Source organism: Agrobacterium sp. 16-172Ci, from assembly GCF_053522725.1.
The window spans coordinates 76,857-93,912 of the sequence record NZ_JBNWBW010000025.1; the positions used below are offsets into that span (position 1 = coordinate 76,857).

Consider the following 17,056-nt stretch of genomic DNA (forward strand, 5'->3'; position numbering starts at 1 on the left):
ATGAAGTCCTTACTTTCCCCGCGTCAGGATAAAAGCCGTGGTGGCCCGAGCAGATGCCGGGTCGCGCATGCCAAATGTTATCGGCTGCTCGGCGACCGAAAGGCAGCAACGGCGGTTGAGACGGCTCTGCTGTTGCCGCTGTTTTTTGCGCTGATTTTCGGGACGCTCGAAATCGGCCTGCTGATGCTCTATTATCTTTATCTCTCGTTCGCATCGAATGCGGGTATCGAATATCTCCGCAAGGCGGCGTCGGACGGTAAACCGGCGACCGAGATTGCGTTGCGCAAGGCAATCGCCTCCAATTTCATTGGAGGGACTGACGAAACCACTCTCAAGATCGCCCTTTTGCCGATTCCTGACGACGATATTGCCGAAGCCAAAGTGCCCATACCGATCGTGAACGATTTTCGCCCGCCCGCCGATACCGCCGGGCAGTACATTCTGGCCATCGGTTACAACTGGAATTTTTTGATGCCGACGACGCGTTTCCTCGTGCCGGACACGGGCGGCATTCATCAGTTGCGCAACATTTCCCTGGCGATCACTGCCGTGCGGGTGACGGAATGAAAAAGACGACATGGTTTTTGCGTCTTGCTGGTTTCGGGCGTTGCCGTTCTGGCGCTGCGGCGTTGGAAATGGGGCTTTTGGCGCCGCTGCTTGTCCTTATGCTTGCCGTGATCATTGAGGTCGGGCGGGGTTGGCTCAGCTATGACCGGTTCATGACGATAGTCGACGATTCAGCGCGCTGGGCGGCAAGATTCCCCGAATTCGAGGAACGGGTGCGCACGGGGGTTCCGAGCTTCGTCGTCCTTTCCGGCAGCGGCATTCTCCAGACGGGCAAACTCGACCTGACGCTGAGAAGCGTCAAACTGGTGGATAAGGTCGCCCGGCTGCAATTTCCCGCCCACAATTTTCTGGGATCTGCCGAAGATGTGCCATGGGAGAAAACCGTGATTGCCAACGGTTTCGTTGCTCAGGAAGCTATCATTGTTGTCTCTGGGCGGTACAGCTATCGGCCTCTGATCGCTGCGGTGACCGATATCACGCTCAAATTCGAATATGTTGCGGCCGTCAACCCGTTCTTTTCCCAGCGATATCCCTACCAGAGCGGCAAATCGGATTTCGCAAAGTGGAACCTCAAGCGCTCGCCATTCAAAGCAAATTGATCGGCCTCAGACAGCCTCTGTCGCGACCTGGCTTTCGCCGAGCCACGCCGCACAATCCCGCAACGCCCGCGCTGCAATAAGCTGGCGTTTCATGATCGTCTTGTCCTTGCCGCGAAAACGCTTCACGCCCTCCGGCTTGACGATGGAGCCCGGCGCCAGTTCCGGGAACAGGCCGAAATTGATGTTCATCGGCTGGAAGGAGCGTTTGCCCGGCTCATCATCGGAAGAGAGGTGGCCGCCGGTGATGTGGTTGAGGAGCGAGCCGAGCGCGGTGGTGGCCGGCGGCAGGCTCGGGGCCTCGCCCTTCTGTTCGGCGGCGGCGAAGCGGCCGGCGAGGAGGCCGACGGAGGCGCTTTCCACGTATCCTTCGCAGCCAGTGATCTGGCCGGCGAAACGCAGGTCCGGCCGCGATTTCAGCTTCAGCGAGCGGTCGAGCAGGATCGGAGAATCGATATAGGTGTTGCGGTGCAGGCCGCCGAGGCGGGCGAATTCCGCATTTTCGAGGCCCGGTATCATGCGGAATACATCCGCCTGCACACCGTATTTCAGCTTGGTCTGGAAACCGACCATGTTGTAGAGCGTGCCGAGCGCATTGTCCTGTCGCAGCTGCACGACGGCATAGGCCTTGACGGTGGGGTTATGGGCGTTGGTCAGTCCCATCGGCTTCATCGGGCCGTGGCGCAGCGTCTCGCGGCCGCGCTCGGCCATGATCTCGATAGGCAGGCAGCCATCGAAATAGGGCGTGCCTTCCCATTCCTTGAAACCCACCGTGTCACCGGCAATCAGCGCGTCGATGAAGGCGTTGTACTGCTCCTCGTTCAGCGGGCAGTTGATGTAATCCTTGCCGGTGCCGCCGGGGCCGACTTTATCGTAGCGCGACTGGTACCAGCAAATATCCATATTGATGCTATCGCGGTGGACGATGGGGGCGATGGCGTCGAAAAAGGCGAGCGCATCCTCACCCGTCTCGGCCTGGATGGCGGCTGCGAGATCCGGCGAGGTCAGCGGGCCGGTGGCGATGATCGAGTTGCCCCATTCCTTCGGCGGCAGGCCGTTTACCTCTTCGCGGATGATTGTCACCAAAGGGTGACTTTCCAGCTCTTTCGTCACAGCCTCGGAGAACCCGTCGCGGTCGACGGCAAGCGCGCCGCCGGCCGGCACCTGGTGCCTGTCGGCGCAGGCCATGATCAGAGAACCGGCAAGCCGCATTTCCGCATGGATGACGCCGACCGCATTGGCCGTCGCATCGTCGGAGCGGAAGGAGTTGGAACAGACCAGTTCCGCCAGCGTATCGCCCTTATGCGCATCCGTGCCGCGCACGCCGCGCATTTCATGCAGGATGACGGGTACACCGCTTTGCGCGATCTGCCATGCGGCTTCCGAACCGGCCAGTCCGCCGCCCACGACGTGAATGGGAGAAGTGGTCTTGTCTTGCATGCTGGCGTCCATGGGCGGCCGCGGGGCAAAGGCTCCCGTCCGGCGGCTGTCTTTCGAGTGATTGTTTCGCACGGGTCCCGAAGGACGCGGCATTGTTTGCGGATGCACTAGCATGCATGGCCGGGGCAGCCAAATGTTTTTGAGGATAGGCATGTGAGAGAGGATGTGGTCTTTATGCCCGCGAGCCGCCCGAATGTAACGAGCGATCTCGTTTCCGTCCTGGATGTGTAATTTGTTGTGATGGTTGGCAGCATTTTAGTAGTGGACCATCTTCCTCCGTCATTCCGGCCTTGAGCCGGAATCCAGCCAGCCCAAGTCTTTGGGCTGAAAGGACTCTTCCCACGGCGCAGACGCGCCGTGACTGGATGCCGGATCAAGTCCGGCACGACGGGAGAGGAGCGTAGCGAACCAGCCACCGACAAGAAAGGGGGGCGGTGCCGCATGGCATGGTTCGCCGGGCCGATGTTCGTCAATCGCCGACTGGCGAGAATTTCCAGTAGATCCTGCCAGAATCAAAAACGGCGCCAGAGGCGCCGCTTTTTTTTTACCTGTCGCTCAATCGTCGCGCCCTGGAGGTCGGGCAGCGGGACGATCGTTTACGCCTTAGCGGAACGAACGGGCTGCTACGTTACGGATGTCGTAACGGGTCAGGCCGATGTCGCTCAGAGCCTGGTTGGAAAGGCTGCCAAGTTCGTTGATCGTGCGGCGGTAGGAGATCCAGTTCTTTGCGATGCGGATGGGGTTCATGGTCGTTTCCTCAATCTATCTCTGTTGATTTCGTCTGCCGGCTCAGCGTTTCTCTGTGCTCTCGGCTGTTGAGGTTTATATATAGACATTGAGCCATGTTGTGCAGTGCAGAATTTAAGCTACTGCCATGCATTTGTGCACTATGTCGGCTAAATTTGTGGCTTTGAATATCATCTGAGCAAAATATGAGCGGAAATGCCTGTGTTTCAGGCGGTTTTGACGGGTTTGGCAGCCTTTGGCGGCGCTAAAGGCGCTTTGCCGCGTGAAAAGGCGCGTCGGGAGGGGCTCGGACGCTATCCGAGCGCTGCGTGCATGGTCGGCCATCGATGCATTTTTCATCGGCTGACACTGTGGGCGGCTAAGGCAATGCCGCTTCGACCCGGAGAACCGCCCAAAACGAAAAAAAGGCCGGAGGCGGGAGCCTCAGGCCTTTTTTGGGTAGGTCGTCTCGCATCCGCCGCAAGAAGCGGCGGGGCGTATAATCAGAAGCCGACGGCGGTCTTGGCGACGCGGCGGATGTCCTGACGGCCAATGCCGAGGTCGCTCAGTTCGCGGTCGGTCATGCGGCCGAGTTCGGTTACGGTCTGACGATACTTGCGCCAGTTGGTGAGCGAGCGTGCAATGTTCATTTTCATCTTCCTCTTCGTGCTGTTCAGTCTCTGCGGCCAGTCTTGGGAGGCTTTGGTCCGGGGCTGAACTCGATCTCTGTATGACCATGAATATAATCGGTTTAATCAAAACAAAAACAGACAAAGCAAGATGTCACCTATGCACAGATTGCAATGCAAGCCGGTAAAACAGGCCGATTGCGGCGATTCATGCATAATTTGTGACCAATTTGTGTGCTTTTGGTGATCGTCTGGGGTTCGGCTGTGCGAAGGTGTGAGGGATGACCGGATAAGGGGCGGGGCAAGGGTGCGGAAGCCCCTCAATCGCTGGTCTGGAGCAGGGGCCGGCAATCCGGTAACTGGGCTGCGGGGCGCGCTATATATAATGTCAATGTAGCCGCATAAATATTGCCTGTTTCTCCGCCTGCCTGCATGCGATGCGCCGGGCGAGGTGGGGCGGGAAGGCGATGAGAGGCGGAGGCGGTGCGGCTTGCCGTTTTCCGCGCCAAATCGCCTCTGTCCGGCTGTTGCGCCCTGTTCCCCGGCGCGGGTGGCGAATAAGCGGAGAGCGCGGCCGGCTCCTGCCACCGGCGCGGGGATGAGAAAAGTCCGGAGGAAACGAAAGGCGGCGATAAGGCGTGCTTGACCCTTTCTGAACATTGTGACATACCGCCGCCCAACGTGCGGGTATGGCGGAATTGGTAGACGCATTGGTTTTAGGTTCAACCTAATCGTCTCATTCACCTGTAAGTAAATCTCCTCATTCTCGACTGAAAAGCCTCATTTCTTGGGGCTTTTCTTTTTTTCTAATGTATTCACGAGTGAATGATACGGCTGATTACTCGGCTGTACGTGCCACATCGTGTGTCATTTTCAGCGAGCCGAGGAGGCGAAAGCCTTCCTCATTTGAGGCCCGCTCATCCGGCGCTCAGCCAATTACCCCACCCTTAAGCAAAGCCCCCAGAAAGCCCCCTCTAAGGGGAGCCTGAAGGGGAACCTTTGGCCCACGCAAAGACGAGGACCGTAGAATGACCATCGAGACCACCATCCTTGAAAATCCCCTCTTCGAACGTCAGCTTGAACTCGAACAGGAAATGAGAACTTCAGGTATTCAGAGGTTCCGAAAATCTGTTGAGAAGGCGTCTGAGAAAGGCGTCATGACTTCCGTAATGTCCGTGAACCGTTTGGTGATCGAGGCTCACGAGAAAGTCGTTGAAGCGATCAATGCCTTCATCGCTGAAGCGAACAGCGGCAAAGCTGGTCGTCGCCATGCGGCGGTGGCCTACATCTCGAAGTTCGACGTTGACACGGTGGCGAACATCACGGCTCGCGTCATTCTCGATGAGCTGACCCGTAAGTCGAACCTGACGAAGACATGCCTCGCCATCGGCTCGATGCTGGAGAATGAGTTCAATAGCCGGAAGTTCGAGGAGGAGATGCCCCGGGCGCACAAGAAGTTCCTGAAGAAGGCAAATCAGGAAACGCTCGAAAAGCGTAGGTGGTCTCACCTCTTGTTCCCGGCTCGTCTCCTCGGAGTTGAGCTTGAAGATTGGTCGGAGAAGGACCGTCTCCTCGTAGGTCTAAAGCTGGTCGATCTCTTCATCTCGGCCACGGGACTGGTCGAAAAGAAGGACATTCAATCCTCTCGTTTTGGTACCCTCCAAATCCTCGACGGCAACGAACGGACGATGCAATGGATCGAGGAGGAGAATAGACGCCTTGAGCATCTGTTCCCCATCTTCATGCCGACCATCGTTCCCCCTAAGCCGTGGACCTCGCCCTTCGACGGTGGCTACTACACGGCCTTCCGTCGCCTTCGGTTGGTGAAGACGCACAATCACCAGTACCTTGAAGAGCTGGCTAACCGCGACCTTACCGAGGTCTACGGTGCCATCAACGCCCTTCAAGATACCGCATGGGCGATCAACACCCCGGTCCTCGACGTGATGCGGACGCTCTACGAGAGCGGCGCGGGCGTGGCTGAGCTGCCGACGAACGACAAGCTGACGCTTCCTCAGCGGCCTTACTGGCTGCCTGAAGGTAAGGAGCGCATGTCTGTTGAGGACATGACCGAGGAGCAGCTTGAGGAGTTCAAGGAGTGGAAGGCCAGGACGCACGAGACGCACCGCAAGAACGCTGAGATGAGCGGCAAGCGTGCAGCTTTCTTGCGTACCCTTGGCGTGGCCGAGAAGTTCAAGGATGAGGAGGCATTCTTCTATCCTCATACCCTCGACTGGCGGGGCCGTGCATACCCTCTACCTCTCTATCTCACGCCTCAGGGTTCGGACATCCAGCGTGGTCTCCTGACCTTCGCTAACGTGGTCCCGATCTTGAACGAGGAGGCAGCGGATTGGTTGGCGATCCACGGGGCAGGGATGTTCGGTTTCGATAAGGTCAGCCTTGAGGACCGCGTTCAGTGGGTTCGAGATCACGAGGCTGAAATCCTCGCGTGCGCCGAAAACCCCTACGACTTCCGCTTCTGGACCACTGCCGACAAGCAATGGCAGTTCCTCGCGTTCTGCTTTGAGTGGGCCGCGTTCAAGCGGGAAGGCTACGGCTTCGAGAGCAGCCTTCCGGTTCAGATGGACGGCACCTGTAATGGCCTTCAGAACTTCTCCGCAATGCTCCTTGACGAGATTGGCGGGGCCGCTGTGAACCTTATCCCGGCTGAGAAGCCTCAGGATATCTATCAGCGCGTGGCTGATCTGGTCGCTGAGCTGGTCGAGCGTGATATCACGAGCGACATGGCAGAGGTGGCCCTGATCGCACAAGGATGGGCAGGGAAGGTCAACCGCAAGGTGACCAAGCGTCCGGTGATGACGCTCGCTTATGGCGCTCGTCGGTTTGGGTTCGTCTCTCAGGTCGAAGAGGACACGATCAAGCCGTGGCGCACGGAGAACCCGGTCGAGTACCCCTTCATCACCACCAATGAGGAAGGAAAGCCTTACGACTTCGGTTACAAGGCGGCTCAATACATGGGCGGCCTCATCTGGGATAGCGTGGGTGAGGTCGTGGTCAAGGCACGGCAGGCTATGGACTGGCTTCAGGAAGCTTCGAAGGTTGCTTCGTCTGAGGGTCTCCCGATCAACTGGACAACGCCCGTAGGGTTCCTCGTTCAGCAAGCCTATCGTGTCCCGACTGTGAAGAAGGTGGACACGACCTTCAACTCTCAGCGCATCGTGCTTCGGTACCAGCACGGGGTAGGGAAGATCGACAGCCGCCGTCAGGCGTCTGGGATTAGCCCGAACTGGGTCCACTCTCTCGACGCGGCGCATCTCATGAAGACCATCATGCGGTGCCACTTCGAAGGTATCAGGTCTTTCTCGATGATCCACGACAGCTACGGCACTCACGCAGGCAACGCAGCCAGCATGGCTCGCTATCTGCGCGAAGAGTTTGTCCTAATGTACTCACAGGTGGATGTGTTGGGCAGGTTTAAGGAGGAACTCGAAGCTCAGACAGGGGAAACGCTCCCCGATCTCCCCCCAAAGGGCAACTTGGACCTCAATCAGGTTCTCGATAGCCCGTTTTTCTTTGCCTGAAATAATCCACCAGTGAATTGAAAGGCTAAGATCGGTGATCCCTCTGAGGGGGATTACCCCACCCTTAAGCAAATCCCGGCGCGGCGCTGTTCTCAGAACCTCCCGGCCAATTACCTCACCCTTAAGCAAATCAATCGTCGATGCCTACTCACTGGCGCTGCGAGCCTCCGAAGGGCTTTCCTCCTTTCACCTTCGGCGGGCCTCCTCTCGCAGCGTCAATGTGTGGGCATCGCTCCCCGCAAATAGCTCAACAGCAGGTCTCATATCATGACGAACTCCGATGCCTCCAAGGCTCAGAGCGCGCTCGGTCGCGCCATTCAACTCTGGAATCAGGGACGGAACATCTCCTTCCAGCACGCCCAAGAACTCCGCGAAGAAGGCTACGATGTAGCTGCCCTTCGTCGCTTCCATTTCAAGCTCGCTTACTGAGGAGATCGACGATGAAGGCAAGATGCCTCGACAACGTTGGCACGGGTGGTTCCCTTATCGAGGGTAAGGTCTACACGGTCCACCATAATACGCCCAACCCCGAGATGTTCATCGTAGACGCTGACGAGCATGGTAGGATTGACGAATACTTTAAACGCCGCTTCGAAGTTATTCCTGAGATCGTCGGCAAGCGAGCTGACCTGATCGTCATGGATGAGATCGGCGTTCAGGCCGACCAGTGGGACACCTCGACACGCGGCCCCAAGATGGCGAACCCCACGGGCAAGGCCATCTTCAAATACCAGATGCCAGTCCTCGAACAGTTCGAGATGAAGCTTCCTCAAGGCGCTCTCATCATCCGCATGGAAGATCAGGGCGGCATGTTCTGGCTTTGGGCGGTGGTCGATACCCGCGCCCCCGATGAAACCCGCAAGTTCCGCGCATTCAAAACCGGCGCTCCAATCCCTGACAGCTTCGATGGCAAGTACATCGGTTTCTGCAAAATCCATGTGCAGCAGGAGTTGGGCCTTTACATCTTCGAGGACGTAGCCCGATGAGCACCTATTCCGACAAGACCACCTTCTACGCCTACCACCACAAGGACGACCCTTCGAAGTTGGTGACCGAGCTGTACGAAAGTCAGGGCGCTGCCACCTCTGGTCTGTATGACCTGATGGAACGGAAGGTGACGGACGTTGAGTTCGACCGTGACAGCTCCCGTTCCTACAGCGCTCGCTACCGGGAGTTCAACAAAGCTCGCCGTGCCGCAGCAAAGAAGCTGGCCGGTGATGATTACCTGCTGGTGACCTACCGGCTCGTCAGAAATGGTGAGGAGGGTTCGTCCAAATGACGCAATTCACACCCGCCATTTACGGTGCAGCCCCGAAGGACTTGGGCGAACTGAAGCTCGACACTTCCGAGATGATGTTCTGGCTCTACCTACCAATCAAGATGCCGGGCAAGTACATGGAGGCGTTGCCCGAACAGCTCACGCAATACATGGAGGTCATCGATCGCGTTTATATGGACGTGAACAAGACCTTCGGGCGGAAGCGCTGGAAGGACAGCTACGTCTACCTTTCGGTCAAGGTTCTGCATGTCACCCCCGATGCCCCCGGCAATCGCCCTGGCTGGCACAGTGATGGCTTCCTTACGGATGACCTGAACTACATTTGGGCCGACCGTAATCCGACTGAGTTCTTCGAAGCTTCCCCTTTGTTCCGCGTGACTGAGGACCATTCGAAGTCCCTTGAGGAGTTCGATAACTACGCCTCTCACCCTTTCAATGATGGGGTGTTCGCAGACCAGACCTACCACGCTAAGGTCAACCACCTTTACCGCCTCGATCAGACCGTCATCCATCGGGTGTCACTGAACGTTGACAGCGGCAAGCGAGCGTTCGTGAAGGTGTCGGTTTCCGACAAGCCTTACGTCCAACTCGGCAACTCCATCAACCACCTTCTGCCTGAACATCCGCGCCCTTCACTGGAGCGTCAGGCCGAGCGCAACTGCCCGCAAGGAGGGGCATGATCTACCACCTCCGACCGAACACGGTCCCGATCTTCCTTCGCTGCCTCGCCTGTGATGGCGAGGGTAGGAAGATGTTTGGCACTGGCATCTTCGCCACCGGTGTCCGCTGCATGTCCTGTCAGGGACTTGGCAAGCACGTCCGGTACCTCACTCGGGGCCGGTCACTCGTCCCCCTCATCAAGCCTGAGCCTACGGCCAGCTTTGTTTCTCGCTGCTTATCAGCACTCAACAACTGAGAGAAGAACCATGAAGAATTTCCGTGAAGAACTGTTTTTTGGCGCGCATCCCGGCGACCGTACCCAGTATCGGAAGGTCGTACTGGCGACGAACGATACCGAAAGCCATCTCAACGTCTACCCGAACCACGGGAAAGTCGGCAGTGAATGCATGAGCATCTCGCCCGCCCAAGCTCGCCAGCTTCGTGACGCCCTCTTGAAAGCCTACCCGCTTGAGGCCGCTAAGCCGAGTAAGTTCAAGGTGGGTGATAAGGTCGCCTATAAGAGCATCGTCGGATATGGCGCTCGTGGCATGGCCGGTCGTAAAGGCTCGATCAAAGAGGTTCTGGAGAAGGGCTGGTACAATGTCACCTTCACGGGCGGTATCTTCGACACTGTGATCAAGGTCCATGAAGATTACCTTGTGGCTCAGCTGGTCGAACAGCGTGCATTCCAAGCCGGTGACAAGGTCCGCAATAAAGACGGCGGTACATTCTCAAACGGTCAGAGGGTCGTAACGTTGGATCGCCCTTGCGGCGCTGGCAGTTGGTGGCTCAAAGAGACCAACACCCGCACCCCCACAGCGTTCTTGGAACTGGTCACCCCGGCTGCCTCCATGTCCCCCGCTGAACCGGCGATCAACACCGAACTGGGCCGCTTCATAGTCGCCAAAATGGACAACGGAAACTATCTCCCCGGCACCAAGCCGCGAGTCCACACCTCGGCCAAGTCTGCGAACGATGAGGCTACCCGCCTCGCAAATGACCACGGCGGCACCTTCCATGTGCTTCGCGCTTCCTTCGAAGCCAGCCGTCCGGTCGTCGTTCAGCCCCCGGTTAAGACGGCCAAGCTTTAACTAATTGCATCCACGAGTGGATGTTTCCCGATCCCCTTCGCCCTGCCGGTGAGGGGGCTTTTTCATTTCTCCAAGCAGGACTTTTAAATGGCAGAACGCAAGAAGAACCCGTCGCTCATTTCCCCTCGCGGCCCCCTGAAGTTCCCGAAGATCGATAAGGTCGATTACGGTACGAAGGATTACCCGAAGCCGAACGGCGAGTATTCCACAAAGCTGGTTCTGGAAGCTGACGCTCCCGAGACCAAGCGCTTCATCGCATCGCTCATGCCCCACTATCAGGAAGCGATGGCCGAGGCCGCAGCCAAGTTCAAAGAGCTGAAGGTCGAGACCCGCAAGAAGCTCGGCAAGGTGACCGAGAACGATCTCTTCACCACGCTCTACGATCAGGACACCGAGCAGCCGACTGGCTACATCGAGTTCAAGTTCGCTATGGCGGCTTCCGGCGAGCGCAAGGACAAGACCAAGTGGTCGGCCAAGCCTTCGATCTTCGACGCTAAGGGCAAGCCGATGACCAAGGTTCCCGAAATCTGGTCCGGTACCGAGGCGAAAGTTTCCTTCGAGTGCCAGCCGTACTTCATCCCCGGCACGGGCGCTGCTGGTCTCAAGCTCAAGCTGAAGGCCGTGCAGGTTATCGAGCTGGTCTCTGGTGGTCAGCGCTCCGCATCGAGCTTCGGCTTCGGTGCTGAGGATGGCTACGAGTACGAAGAGCCGACCGCAGAAGACAGCGCGGGTGAGTTCGGTGACGACAGCGGCGAGGATAACTCGTCCAAGACCATCGACGACGATATCCCGTTCTAAGGAAAACATGACCTACCGCACAGGCGCATCTCAATTGCGTGCGGTGGGTATTCGAGAAGGCTTCCGTTCAGGGCTTGAAGACAAGGTAGCAGATCAGCTCAAGGCGAGGGGCATCGACCCCCGCTACGAGCAAGAGGTTATCCCTTACGTCAAGCCTGAGCGGAAGGCGAAATACACCCCCGATTTCCGGCTGCCGAATGGCATCTACATCGAGACGAAGGGACGCTTTGTAACCGAGGACAGGCAGAAGCACATCCTCATCAAGGCTCAGCATCCCTCGCTCGATATCCGGTTCGTGTTCTCGAACCCCAACGCCCGCATCTCCAAGACTTCCAAGACAACCTATGCCGATTGGTGCCTGAAGTACGGCTTCAAGTACGCGGCTAAAACCATCCCCCAAGAATGGATCGATGAGTAGCATGTTCACGCTGCGTAAGCAGACTAACTTCCTCGTCGTGCATTGCTCGGCCACCACTCCCGCGATGAATATTGGCGCGAAAGAAATTCGCCAGTGGCACCGCGAAAAGGGCTGGATCGATATCGGCTATCACTTCGTCATTCGTCGTGATGGTACCGTTGAAATCGGCCGCCCTGAGAATACGGTCGGCGCTCACGTTGAGAACCACAATTCCAATTCCATCGGTATCTGCCTCGTCGGCGGTATCGATTCCAAAGGCAAGGCTGAGAACAACTTCACGCCTGCCCAGTTCGCGGCCCTCGCGGCCAAGCTTCGAGAGCTGAAGGCGAAGTACCCCGGCGTCACCGTTCAGGGACACCGAGACTTTGCGGGTGTCAAGAAGGACTGCCCCTCGTTCGATACCCGCAAGTGGATCAGCGAGACCGGCGTGTTTGCCGAGACAGCCCCGCCCATCAAGCTCGACAATGACGGCCTCATCATCCGTGCCGTCGAAGTGACCTCAGCGAACCCCACGCTTTTCAGCCTCGCCAAACGCTTCGGCTACACAGCGGCTGAACTCCAGAAGGCGAACCCTTTGGTTGACCCGACGCAGCTTAAAGTCGGCCAGCTCATCCGCCTCCCGGGCTGATTACCCCACCCTTAAGCAAACCTCCAGCGACCCTCATGGCCCCGTGCCGTGGGGGTCTTTTCGTTTTTACGTCCTCAACATCTGAGAGAAACACATGAACAAGTTTGTTGTTGGTGCTCGTGTGCGCCATCGCGATATCCCATCCTTCGGCGTCGGCATCGTCACGAGCCTGAAGAACGCCCGAGGGTTCGTCGAAATCCAGTTTGAGTATCGAAAGTCGCCGTGGACCACCGGCTTCTACCATGCGGACAAGTACGAGTTCCTCCCGCCTGTATTGAAGGTCGGTGATAAGGTCCGCATCGCTGACGAGCCGGTCGTTGCTCACTACTATTGCCCCAGTTTTAACGGTAAGGTGGGTACCGTCATCGGCTTCAGCGGCGGCGATCCTGATGTCCTTGTCGCAGGTGTCCGCTACAGTCAGTACGTCCCGCTCACGGACCTTACTCTGGTGAGCGTCGATCCCGTCGAAGCCGTCAAGGCGGCCACCCCGAAGGTCAAGACCATCACCTTCAAGAAGGGCAGCCAGTGCGACCGCCTCGTCAAGTACATGCTCAGCGGCAACTCGGTAACCCCGATCAAGGCCCGTTCGCTGTTCGGTGCCGAGCGCCTCGCAGCCCGCGTTCTGGAAATCAAGAAGGCAGGCCATAAGGTGAAGACGGTCATCAAGACCGATCTGAACGGTAAGGTCTACGCTGAATACTCCCTCCGCAATGTCGGTCGGGTGGCAGCATGAAGGACTTCATGAAGAAAGACCTGAGCGTCGGTGACCTCGTGGTCCATGGCGTGGGGGGCCGGTACGCCGGTCTCTCAGGCCCTTACACAATCCACAGCTTCACCCCGAAGATGGTCCGCATCAAGGAGGTAGGTTCGACCACCGAGTTCACCTCCTGTGTCCCGTCCCACAACCTCGTAAAGGTAACCGAATGAAGTCCATCGCATTCATTCTGCTGATTATGTACTGGGGCAGCGATGGCCGCTCCGCTATGACGACCGCAGAGTTTACCTCTCAGGCAACCTGTGAGGCAGCCCTCAAGTCTGCCGCCAATGCGATGGACGGCATGGGTATGAGCCGTACCTATTCGGTGTGCGTGGAGAAGTGACCATGGAAAGGGACAACTCCTGCATACCACCGCGCTTCAAGATCGACGCGTCCTCCGATAGCTGGTGGAAGTTCATGGTCTACGAACGTATGTCCTTCCTCGGTATCAAATTCTGGGGCTGCGTCTACAAGACAGACGACCTCGGCCAAGCCATCGCTCACGTCAAACAGCTCCAGAAAATCCCCCTCTACTATCGGTAATCATGGAAAACGACAGCTCCTTCATCGGTAAGGAGCCATGCCCGAAGTGCGGTTCAAGGAACAACCTTGGCCGCTACTCGGACGGTCACGCCTTCTGCTTTGGGTGTGACTATTACGAGCCGGGAGATGGCTCTGAAACATCCTCTCAATCCAGAAAGAAAACACCCATGTCACAAGAGTTTGTGCGCGGTGAGTTCCGTGCGCTCTCTGCCCGTGGCATCACGGAAGAGACTTGCCGAAAGTTCGGCTACCAGATCGGGCGTAATCACCGCAACGAACTGGTTCATGTCGCCCCGTTCTACTCTGCCGAAGATGGCATCCTCTGCGGCCAGAAGCTCAGGGACCAAGAGAAGGACTTCGCGGTCATCGGCAACGTGACCAAGAAAGCCCTCCTATTTGGGCAGCAGCTCTGGGGTGAGGGCGGTCGCAAGGTGGTCGTCACCGAAGGTGAGATCGACTGCATGACGGTCTCCCAGATGCAGGGTAATAAGTGGCCGGTCGTCTCAATCCCGAACGGGACGAAGGCCGCCAAGGAAGCACTCTCACGTCACTTGAAGTGGCTCTGCTCGTTCGAAGAAGTCATCCTCATGTTTGACATGGATGAGCCAGGGCGAGCGGCCACCTCCGAGTGCGCCACACTGTTCCCCCCGGGCAAGGTCAAGATTGCTTCGCTCCCCTTGAAAGACCCTAACGAGTTGTTGGTAGCAGGGCGCGGCGATGAGATCGTTACCGCGATCTGGCAGGCGCAAGCCTACCGACCTGACGGCGTGGTGTCGTTCAAGGACATCAAGGAAGCCGCTCGCCGTCCCATTGAACTGGGTCTACCGTGGTTCTCCGACCGCCTGACGAAGCTCACCTATGGCCGCCGTCTGGGTGAGGTCTACGCCTTCGGGGCAGGGACCGGCATTGGCAAGACCGACTTCCTCACACAGCAGATCACCTATGACGTGACCGAGTTGGACGAGAAGGTCGGCGTGTTCTTCCTCGAACAGATGCCCACTGAAACGGCCAAGAGGCTCGCCGGTAAGTTTGCTGGTCGTCGCTTCCATATCCCTGACGATGGTTGGACCGAAGAGGAACTTGATCAGGCGCTCGATAAGCTCGATCAGGACAAGCTCTACTTCTACGACTCCTTCGGGGCAACCGACTGGGGCGTCATCCGCGAAACCATGCGGTTCCTCGCTCACAGTGAGGGCGTCCGTGTCTTCTACGTGGATCACCTCACGGCCCTTGCGGCTGCCGAGGAGAAGGAGAAAGAAGCCCTCGAAAAGATCATGGCCGAGATGGCGTCTATCGCCAAGGAACTCGGCATTATCATCCACCTCGTGTCTCACCTTTCCACACCTGACGGGAAGCCTCACGAGGAGGGCGGTCGTGTCATGATCAGGCACTTCAAGGGAAGCCGAGCTATCGGTTTCTGGTGCCATTTCATGTTCGGCCTCGAACGTGACCAGCAGCACGAGGATGAACGTCTCCGTTCGGTGACAACCTTCCGCGTTCTTAAAGACCGCTATACCGGCCAAGCCACGGGCGAGGTGATCTACCTCGGCTATGAGCGGGAGACCGGCAAGCTCTACGAAACCAGCATCGACTTTGGCGATGAGACCGGCTCGGGCTTCAAGGACGAGACCGCTCCATTTTGACCAATTGAATCCACCTGTGAATTGTTACTCCAGCGAGAGAGCTAGACATGAACTTCCAAGCGTTCCCGAAAATCCCCCGCATTGCCAAGTGCTTCTTCGTCACGATCACGGAGAAGATCGATGGCTCGAACGCCCAGATCGTCATCACCCCCGCAACGGCGGATGATCTCGAAGACACCAACATCCTCGCTCAGGTCAACGGCCTGACCATCCGCGCCGGTTCTCGTGGACGTTGGGTTACCCCCGGCAAGGAGACCGACAACTACGGTTTCGCAGGGTGGGTTCAGCGGAACGCTGAGGAACTCGTCAAGCTCGGCCCGGGCCAGCATTTCGGCGAATGGTACGGCTCTGGCATCCAGTGCGGCTACGGCCTGACGGGTGGCGAGAAGCGCTTCGCTCTGTTCAACGCGCGGCGCTGGACGGCCCCTCACCACGCCCTGAAGGAAGGCCACGAGGCTGCGTTCCCGAACTGCTGTGAAGTTGTTCCGGTTCTCTATCAGGGCGCGTTCTCGACCGAGGCGGTCAAGGACTGCATGGACCTTCTCAGCTCTCAGGGGAGCAAGCTCGTCGCGGGCTTCATGAACCCTGAAGGTGTCATCGTCGAGATGAATGGCGAACGCGCCAAGCACACCTTCCAGAACGTCAACGGGAAGTGGGTGTCCTAATGTTCAGTACATTTCTTGGCCGCCCCACGTCTCACTGGATTGATGTGGCTTGCGTGATGGAAGAACTCGGTATCGAGAACGCTCAGGAACTCTCGCACCACTTAGGCTCAAGGGGGAAACTCCGAGACGTTGTTCAGGTCTACGATAGCGTCAACCGCAATCGGCTGTTAGGCGAGCTTCGGAACATCGATGTACGCATCATCCGCAGTCGGTCATTCAAGATGGCAGCGGCCATGTCACGCGAGGCATTATATCGGCCTGTCGGAAACTACGATTCGAGGGATATCCATGTTGATACCGCCGAGTTCGAGATCGACCGAGCAAGTAGAGATGGTGGGCGGTCCTTCTACCCTGTTCTCTACACCTCCGCTCCCCTGACCCTCCTCAATAGGTTGCCGCAGTTCCGTATCGCGACCTAATCAATCCACAAGTGAATAAGTCACTCCAGCGAGAGGACGACAATGGCTCGTTATCTATTCGATTGCGAGACCGATGGATTACTCGACACCTTAACTCAGGTGCATTCATTGGTCCTGCGAGACCCCGACAGTGGGTTTACGTTCTCGTGCACTCCTCACCGCTACAGCACCGATGACATTACGATCATCACCGACTGGACGGTTGAGGATGCGCTTCATGCCTTGATGCACGCCGATGAGATCATCGGTCACAACATCATCAAGTTTGACATCCCGGCATTGCAGAAGGTGTACCCGTGGTTTGAGCCGAAAGGCAAAATCACAGACACCTTGGTTTGCTCCCGTTTCATGTGGGCGGATATTGCCGACCACGATCTGAAGCAGGTTCGTAAGGGGTACCCCGGCAAGCTCGTTGGTTCCCACTCCCTGAAGGCTTGGGGCTACCGCCTCGGCGTTCTCAAGGGTGAGTTTGGTGAGACCTCCGACTGGGCCACTTGGACCCCTGAAATGCAGACTTACTGCGAGCAGGACGTAACCGTCACTGCGGAGTTGTACGGTAACCATCCGGACTAGGCCGCAGACCTTATGAATTTGGCTCATCAGCGATGATGCGTTCGATCTTTTCCGGATCACATTGCTCGTCGATAAGGAACTG

Annotated in this window: 21 protein-coding genes; 18 read left to right on the forward strand and 3 right to left on the reverse strand. The window is 57.6% G+C overall.

The annotated features are described in order from the left end of the window. Together ACQZ40_RS20080 and ACQZ40_RS20085 are read left to right on the forward strand one after the other, a co-directional pair. The gene (locus ACQZ40_RS20080; RefSeq protein ID WP_065655968.1) at positions 1–567 is read left to right on the forward strand and encodes a TadE/TadG family type IV pilus assembly protein; all 567 of its coding nucleotides are present in this window, start codon (positions 1–3) and stop codon (positions 565–567) included. Continuing rightward, positions 564–1,166 carry a TadE/TadG family type IV pilus assembly protein gene (locus tag ACQZ40_RS20085; protein WP_448748553.1) on the forward strand — a complete coding sequence of 201 codons (603 nt, stop codon included), beginning with the start codon at positions 564–566 and terminating at the stop codon, positions 1,164–1,166. Before ACQZ40_RS20080 ends, ACQZ40_RS20085 begins: the two co-directional genes overlap by 4 nt. A gap of 6 nt (positions 1,167–1,172) precedes the next feature. Here ACQZ40_RS20085 and trmFO read toward each other — a convergent pair whose 3' ends face one another. The 3 genes from trmFO to ACQZ40_RS20100 all read right to left on the reverse strand — a co-directional run bounded on the left by trmFO (position 1,173) and on the right by ACQZ40_RS20100 (position 3,979). Then, on the reverse strand, positions 1,173–2,615 hold the full coding sequence (gene trmFO, locus ACQZ40_RS20090; RefSeq protein ID WP_448748554.1) for a methylenetetrahydrofolate--tRNA-(uracil(54)-C(5))-methyltransferase (FADH(2)-oxidizing) TrmFO: 1,443 nt from the start codon (positions 2,613–2,615) through the stop codon (positions 1,173–1,175). 591 nt (positions 2,616–3,206) lie between these two features. Beyond that, entirely contained in the window at positions 3,207–3,350 is a 144-nt protein-coding gene (locus ACQZ40_RS20095; protein ID WP_003495735.1) for a DUF1127 domain-containing protein, read from the reverse strand. Positions 3,351–3,832: 482 nt separating this feature from the next. Then, a complete protein-coding gene (locus ACQZ40_RS20100; protein WP_004433052.1) occupies positions 3,833–3,979 on the reverse strand; it encodes a DUF1127 domain-containing protein in 147 nt (48 codons plus the stop codon). Positions 3,980–4,986: 1,007 nt separating this feature from the next. On the opposite strand from ACQZ40_RS20100, the gene ACQZ40_RS20105 reads away from it, so the two are divergent. The 16 genes from ACQZ40_RS20105 (at position 4,987) to ACQZ40_RS20180 (ending at position 16,974) form a co-directional block, all read left to right on the forward strand. Then, a complete protein-coding gene (locus ACQZ40_RS20105) occupies positions 4,987–7,500 on the forward strand; it encodes a DNA-directed RNA polymerase (protein WP_448748555.1) in 2,514 nt (837 codons plus the stop codon). 267 nt (positions 7,501–7,767) lie between these two features. Next, entirely contained in the window at positions 7,768–7,929 is a 162-nt protein-coding gene (locus tag ACQZ40_RS20110) for a hypothetical protein (RefSeq protein WP_158006748.1), read from the forward strand. Positions 7,930–7,940: 11 nt separating this feature from the next. Next, entirely contained in the window at positions 7,941–8,486 is a 546-nt protein-coding gene (locus ACQZ40_RS20115) for a DUF7352 domain-containing protein (protein ID WP_448748556.1), read from the forward strand. Further along, positions 8,483–8,779: a hypothetical protein gene (locus tag ACQZ40_RS20120; protein ID WP_448748557.1), complete on the forward strand. Its 297-nt coding sequence runs from the start codon at positions 8,483–8,485 to the stop codon at positions 8,777–8,779. The genes ACQZ40_RS20115 and ACQZ40_RS20120 overlap by 4 nt, the downstream gene beginning before the upstream one ends. Then, the gene (locus ACQZ40_RS20125; RefSeq protein WP_448748558.1) at positions 8,776–9,459 is read left to right on the forward strand and encodes a hypothetical protein; all 684 of its coding nucleotides are present in this window, start codon (positions 8,776–8,778) and stop codon (positions 9,457–9,459) included. Before ACQZ40_RS20120 ends, ACQZ40_RS20125 begins: the two co-directional genes overlap by 4 nt. Before the next feature lie 246 nt (positions 9,460–9,705). Next, complete coding sequence (locus ACQZ40_RS20130; RefSeq protein ID WP_448748559.1) at positions 9,706–10,530, forward strand: hypothetical protein; 825 nt, start codon at positions 9,706–9,708, stop codon at positions 10,528–10,530. A gap of 87 nt (positions 10,531–10,617) precedes the next feature. Continuing rightward, positions 10,618–11,328, forward strand: coding sequence for an ssDNA-binding protein (locus tag ACQZ40_RS20135; RefSeq protein WP_448748560.1), 711 nt, complete (start codon positions 10,618–10,620; stop codon positions 11,326–11,328). Between the two features lie 7 nt (positions 11,329–11,335). Beyond that, positions 11,336–11,746 carry an endodeoxyribonuclease gene (locus ACQZ40_RS20140; protein ID WP_448748561.1) on the forward strand — a complete coding sequence of 137 codons (411 nt, stop codon included), beginning with the start codon at positions 11,336–11,338 and terminating at the stop codon, positions 11,744–11,746. Continuing rightward, the gene (locus tag ACQZ40_RS20145; protein WP_448748562.1) at positions 11,739–12,374 is read left to right on the forward strand and encodes an N-acetylmuramoyl-L-alanine amidase; all 636 of its coding nucleotides are present in this window, start codon (positions 11,739–11,741) and stop codon (positions 12,372–12,374) included. Before ACQZ40_RS20140 ends, ACQZ40_RS20145 begins: the two co-directional genes overlap by 8 nt. Positions 12,375–12,468: 94 nt before the next feature. Further along, entirely contained in the window at positions 12,469–13,107 is a 639-nt protein-coding gene (locus ACQZ40_RS20150) for a helix-turn-helix domain-containing protein (protein WP_448748563.1), read from the forward strand. A gap of 190 nt (positions 13,108–13,297) precedes the next feature. Further along, positions 13,298–13,474, forward strand: a complete 177-nt coding sequence (locus ACQZ40_RS20155) for a hypothetical protein (RefSeq protein ID WP_448748564.1) — start codon at positions 13,298–13,300, stop codon at positions 13,472–13,474. 2 nt (positions 13,475–13,476) lie between these two features. Continuing rightward, positions 13,477–13,674 (forward strand): hypothetical protein, encoded by a 198-nt coding sequence (locus tag ACQZ40_RS20160; RefSeq protein ID WP_448748565.1) that lies wholly within the window; start codon positions 13,477–13,479, stop codon positions 13,672–13,674. A gap of 167 nt (positions 13,675–13,841) precedes the next feature. Further along, positions 13,842–15,317, forward strand: a complete 1,476-nt coding sequence (locus ACQZ40_RS20165) for a DnaB-like helicase C-terminal domain-containing protein (RefSeq protein WP_448748566.1) — start codon at positions 13,842–13,844, stop codon at positions 15,315–15,317. Between the two features lie 47 nt (positions 15,318–15,364). Next, complete coding sequence (locus ACQZ40_RS20170; RefSeq protein ID WP_448748567.1) at positions 15,365–15,982, forward strand: RNA ligase family protein; 618 nt, start codon at positions 15,365–15,367, stop codon at positions 15,980–15,982. Next, a complete protein-coding gene (locus ACQZ40_RS20175; RefSeq protein ID WP_448748568.1) occupies positions 15,982–16,401 on the forward strand; it encodes a hypothetical protein in 420 nt (139 codons plus the stop codon). Before ACQZ40_RS20170 ends, ACQZ40_RS20175 begins: the two co-directional genes overlap by 1 nt. A 42-nt stretch (positions 16,402–16,443) precedes the next feature. Further along, on the forward strand, positions 16,444–16,974 hold the full coding sequence (locus ACQZ40_RS20180) for a hypothetical protein (protein WP_448748569.1): 531 nt from the start codon (positions 16,444–16,446) through the stop codon (positions 16,972–16,974). Positions 16,975–17,056 lie beyond the last annotated feature (82 nt).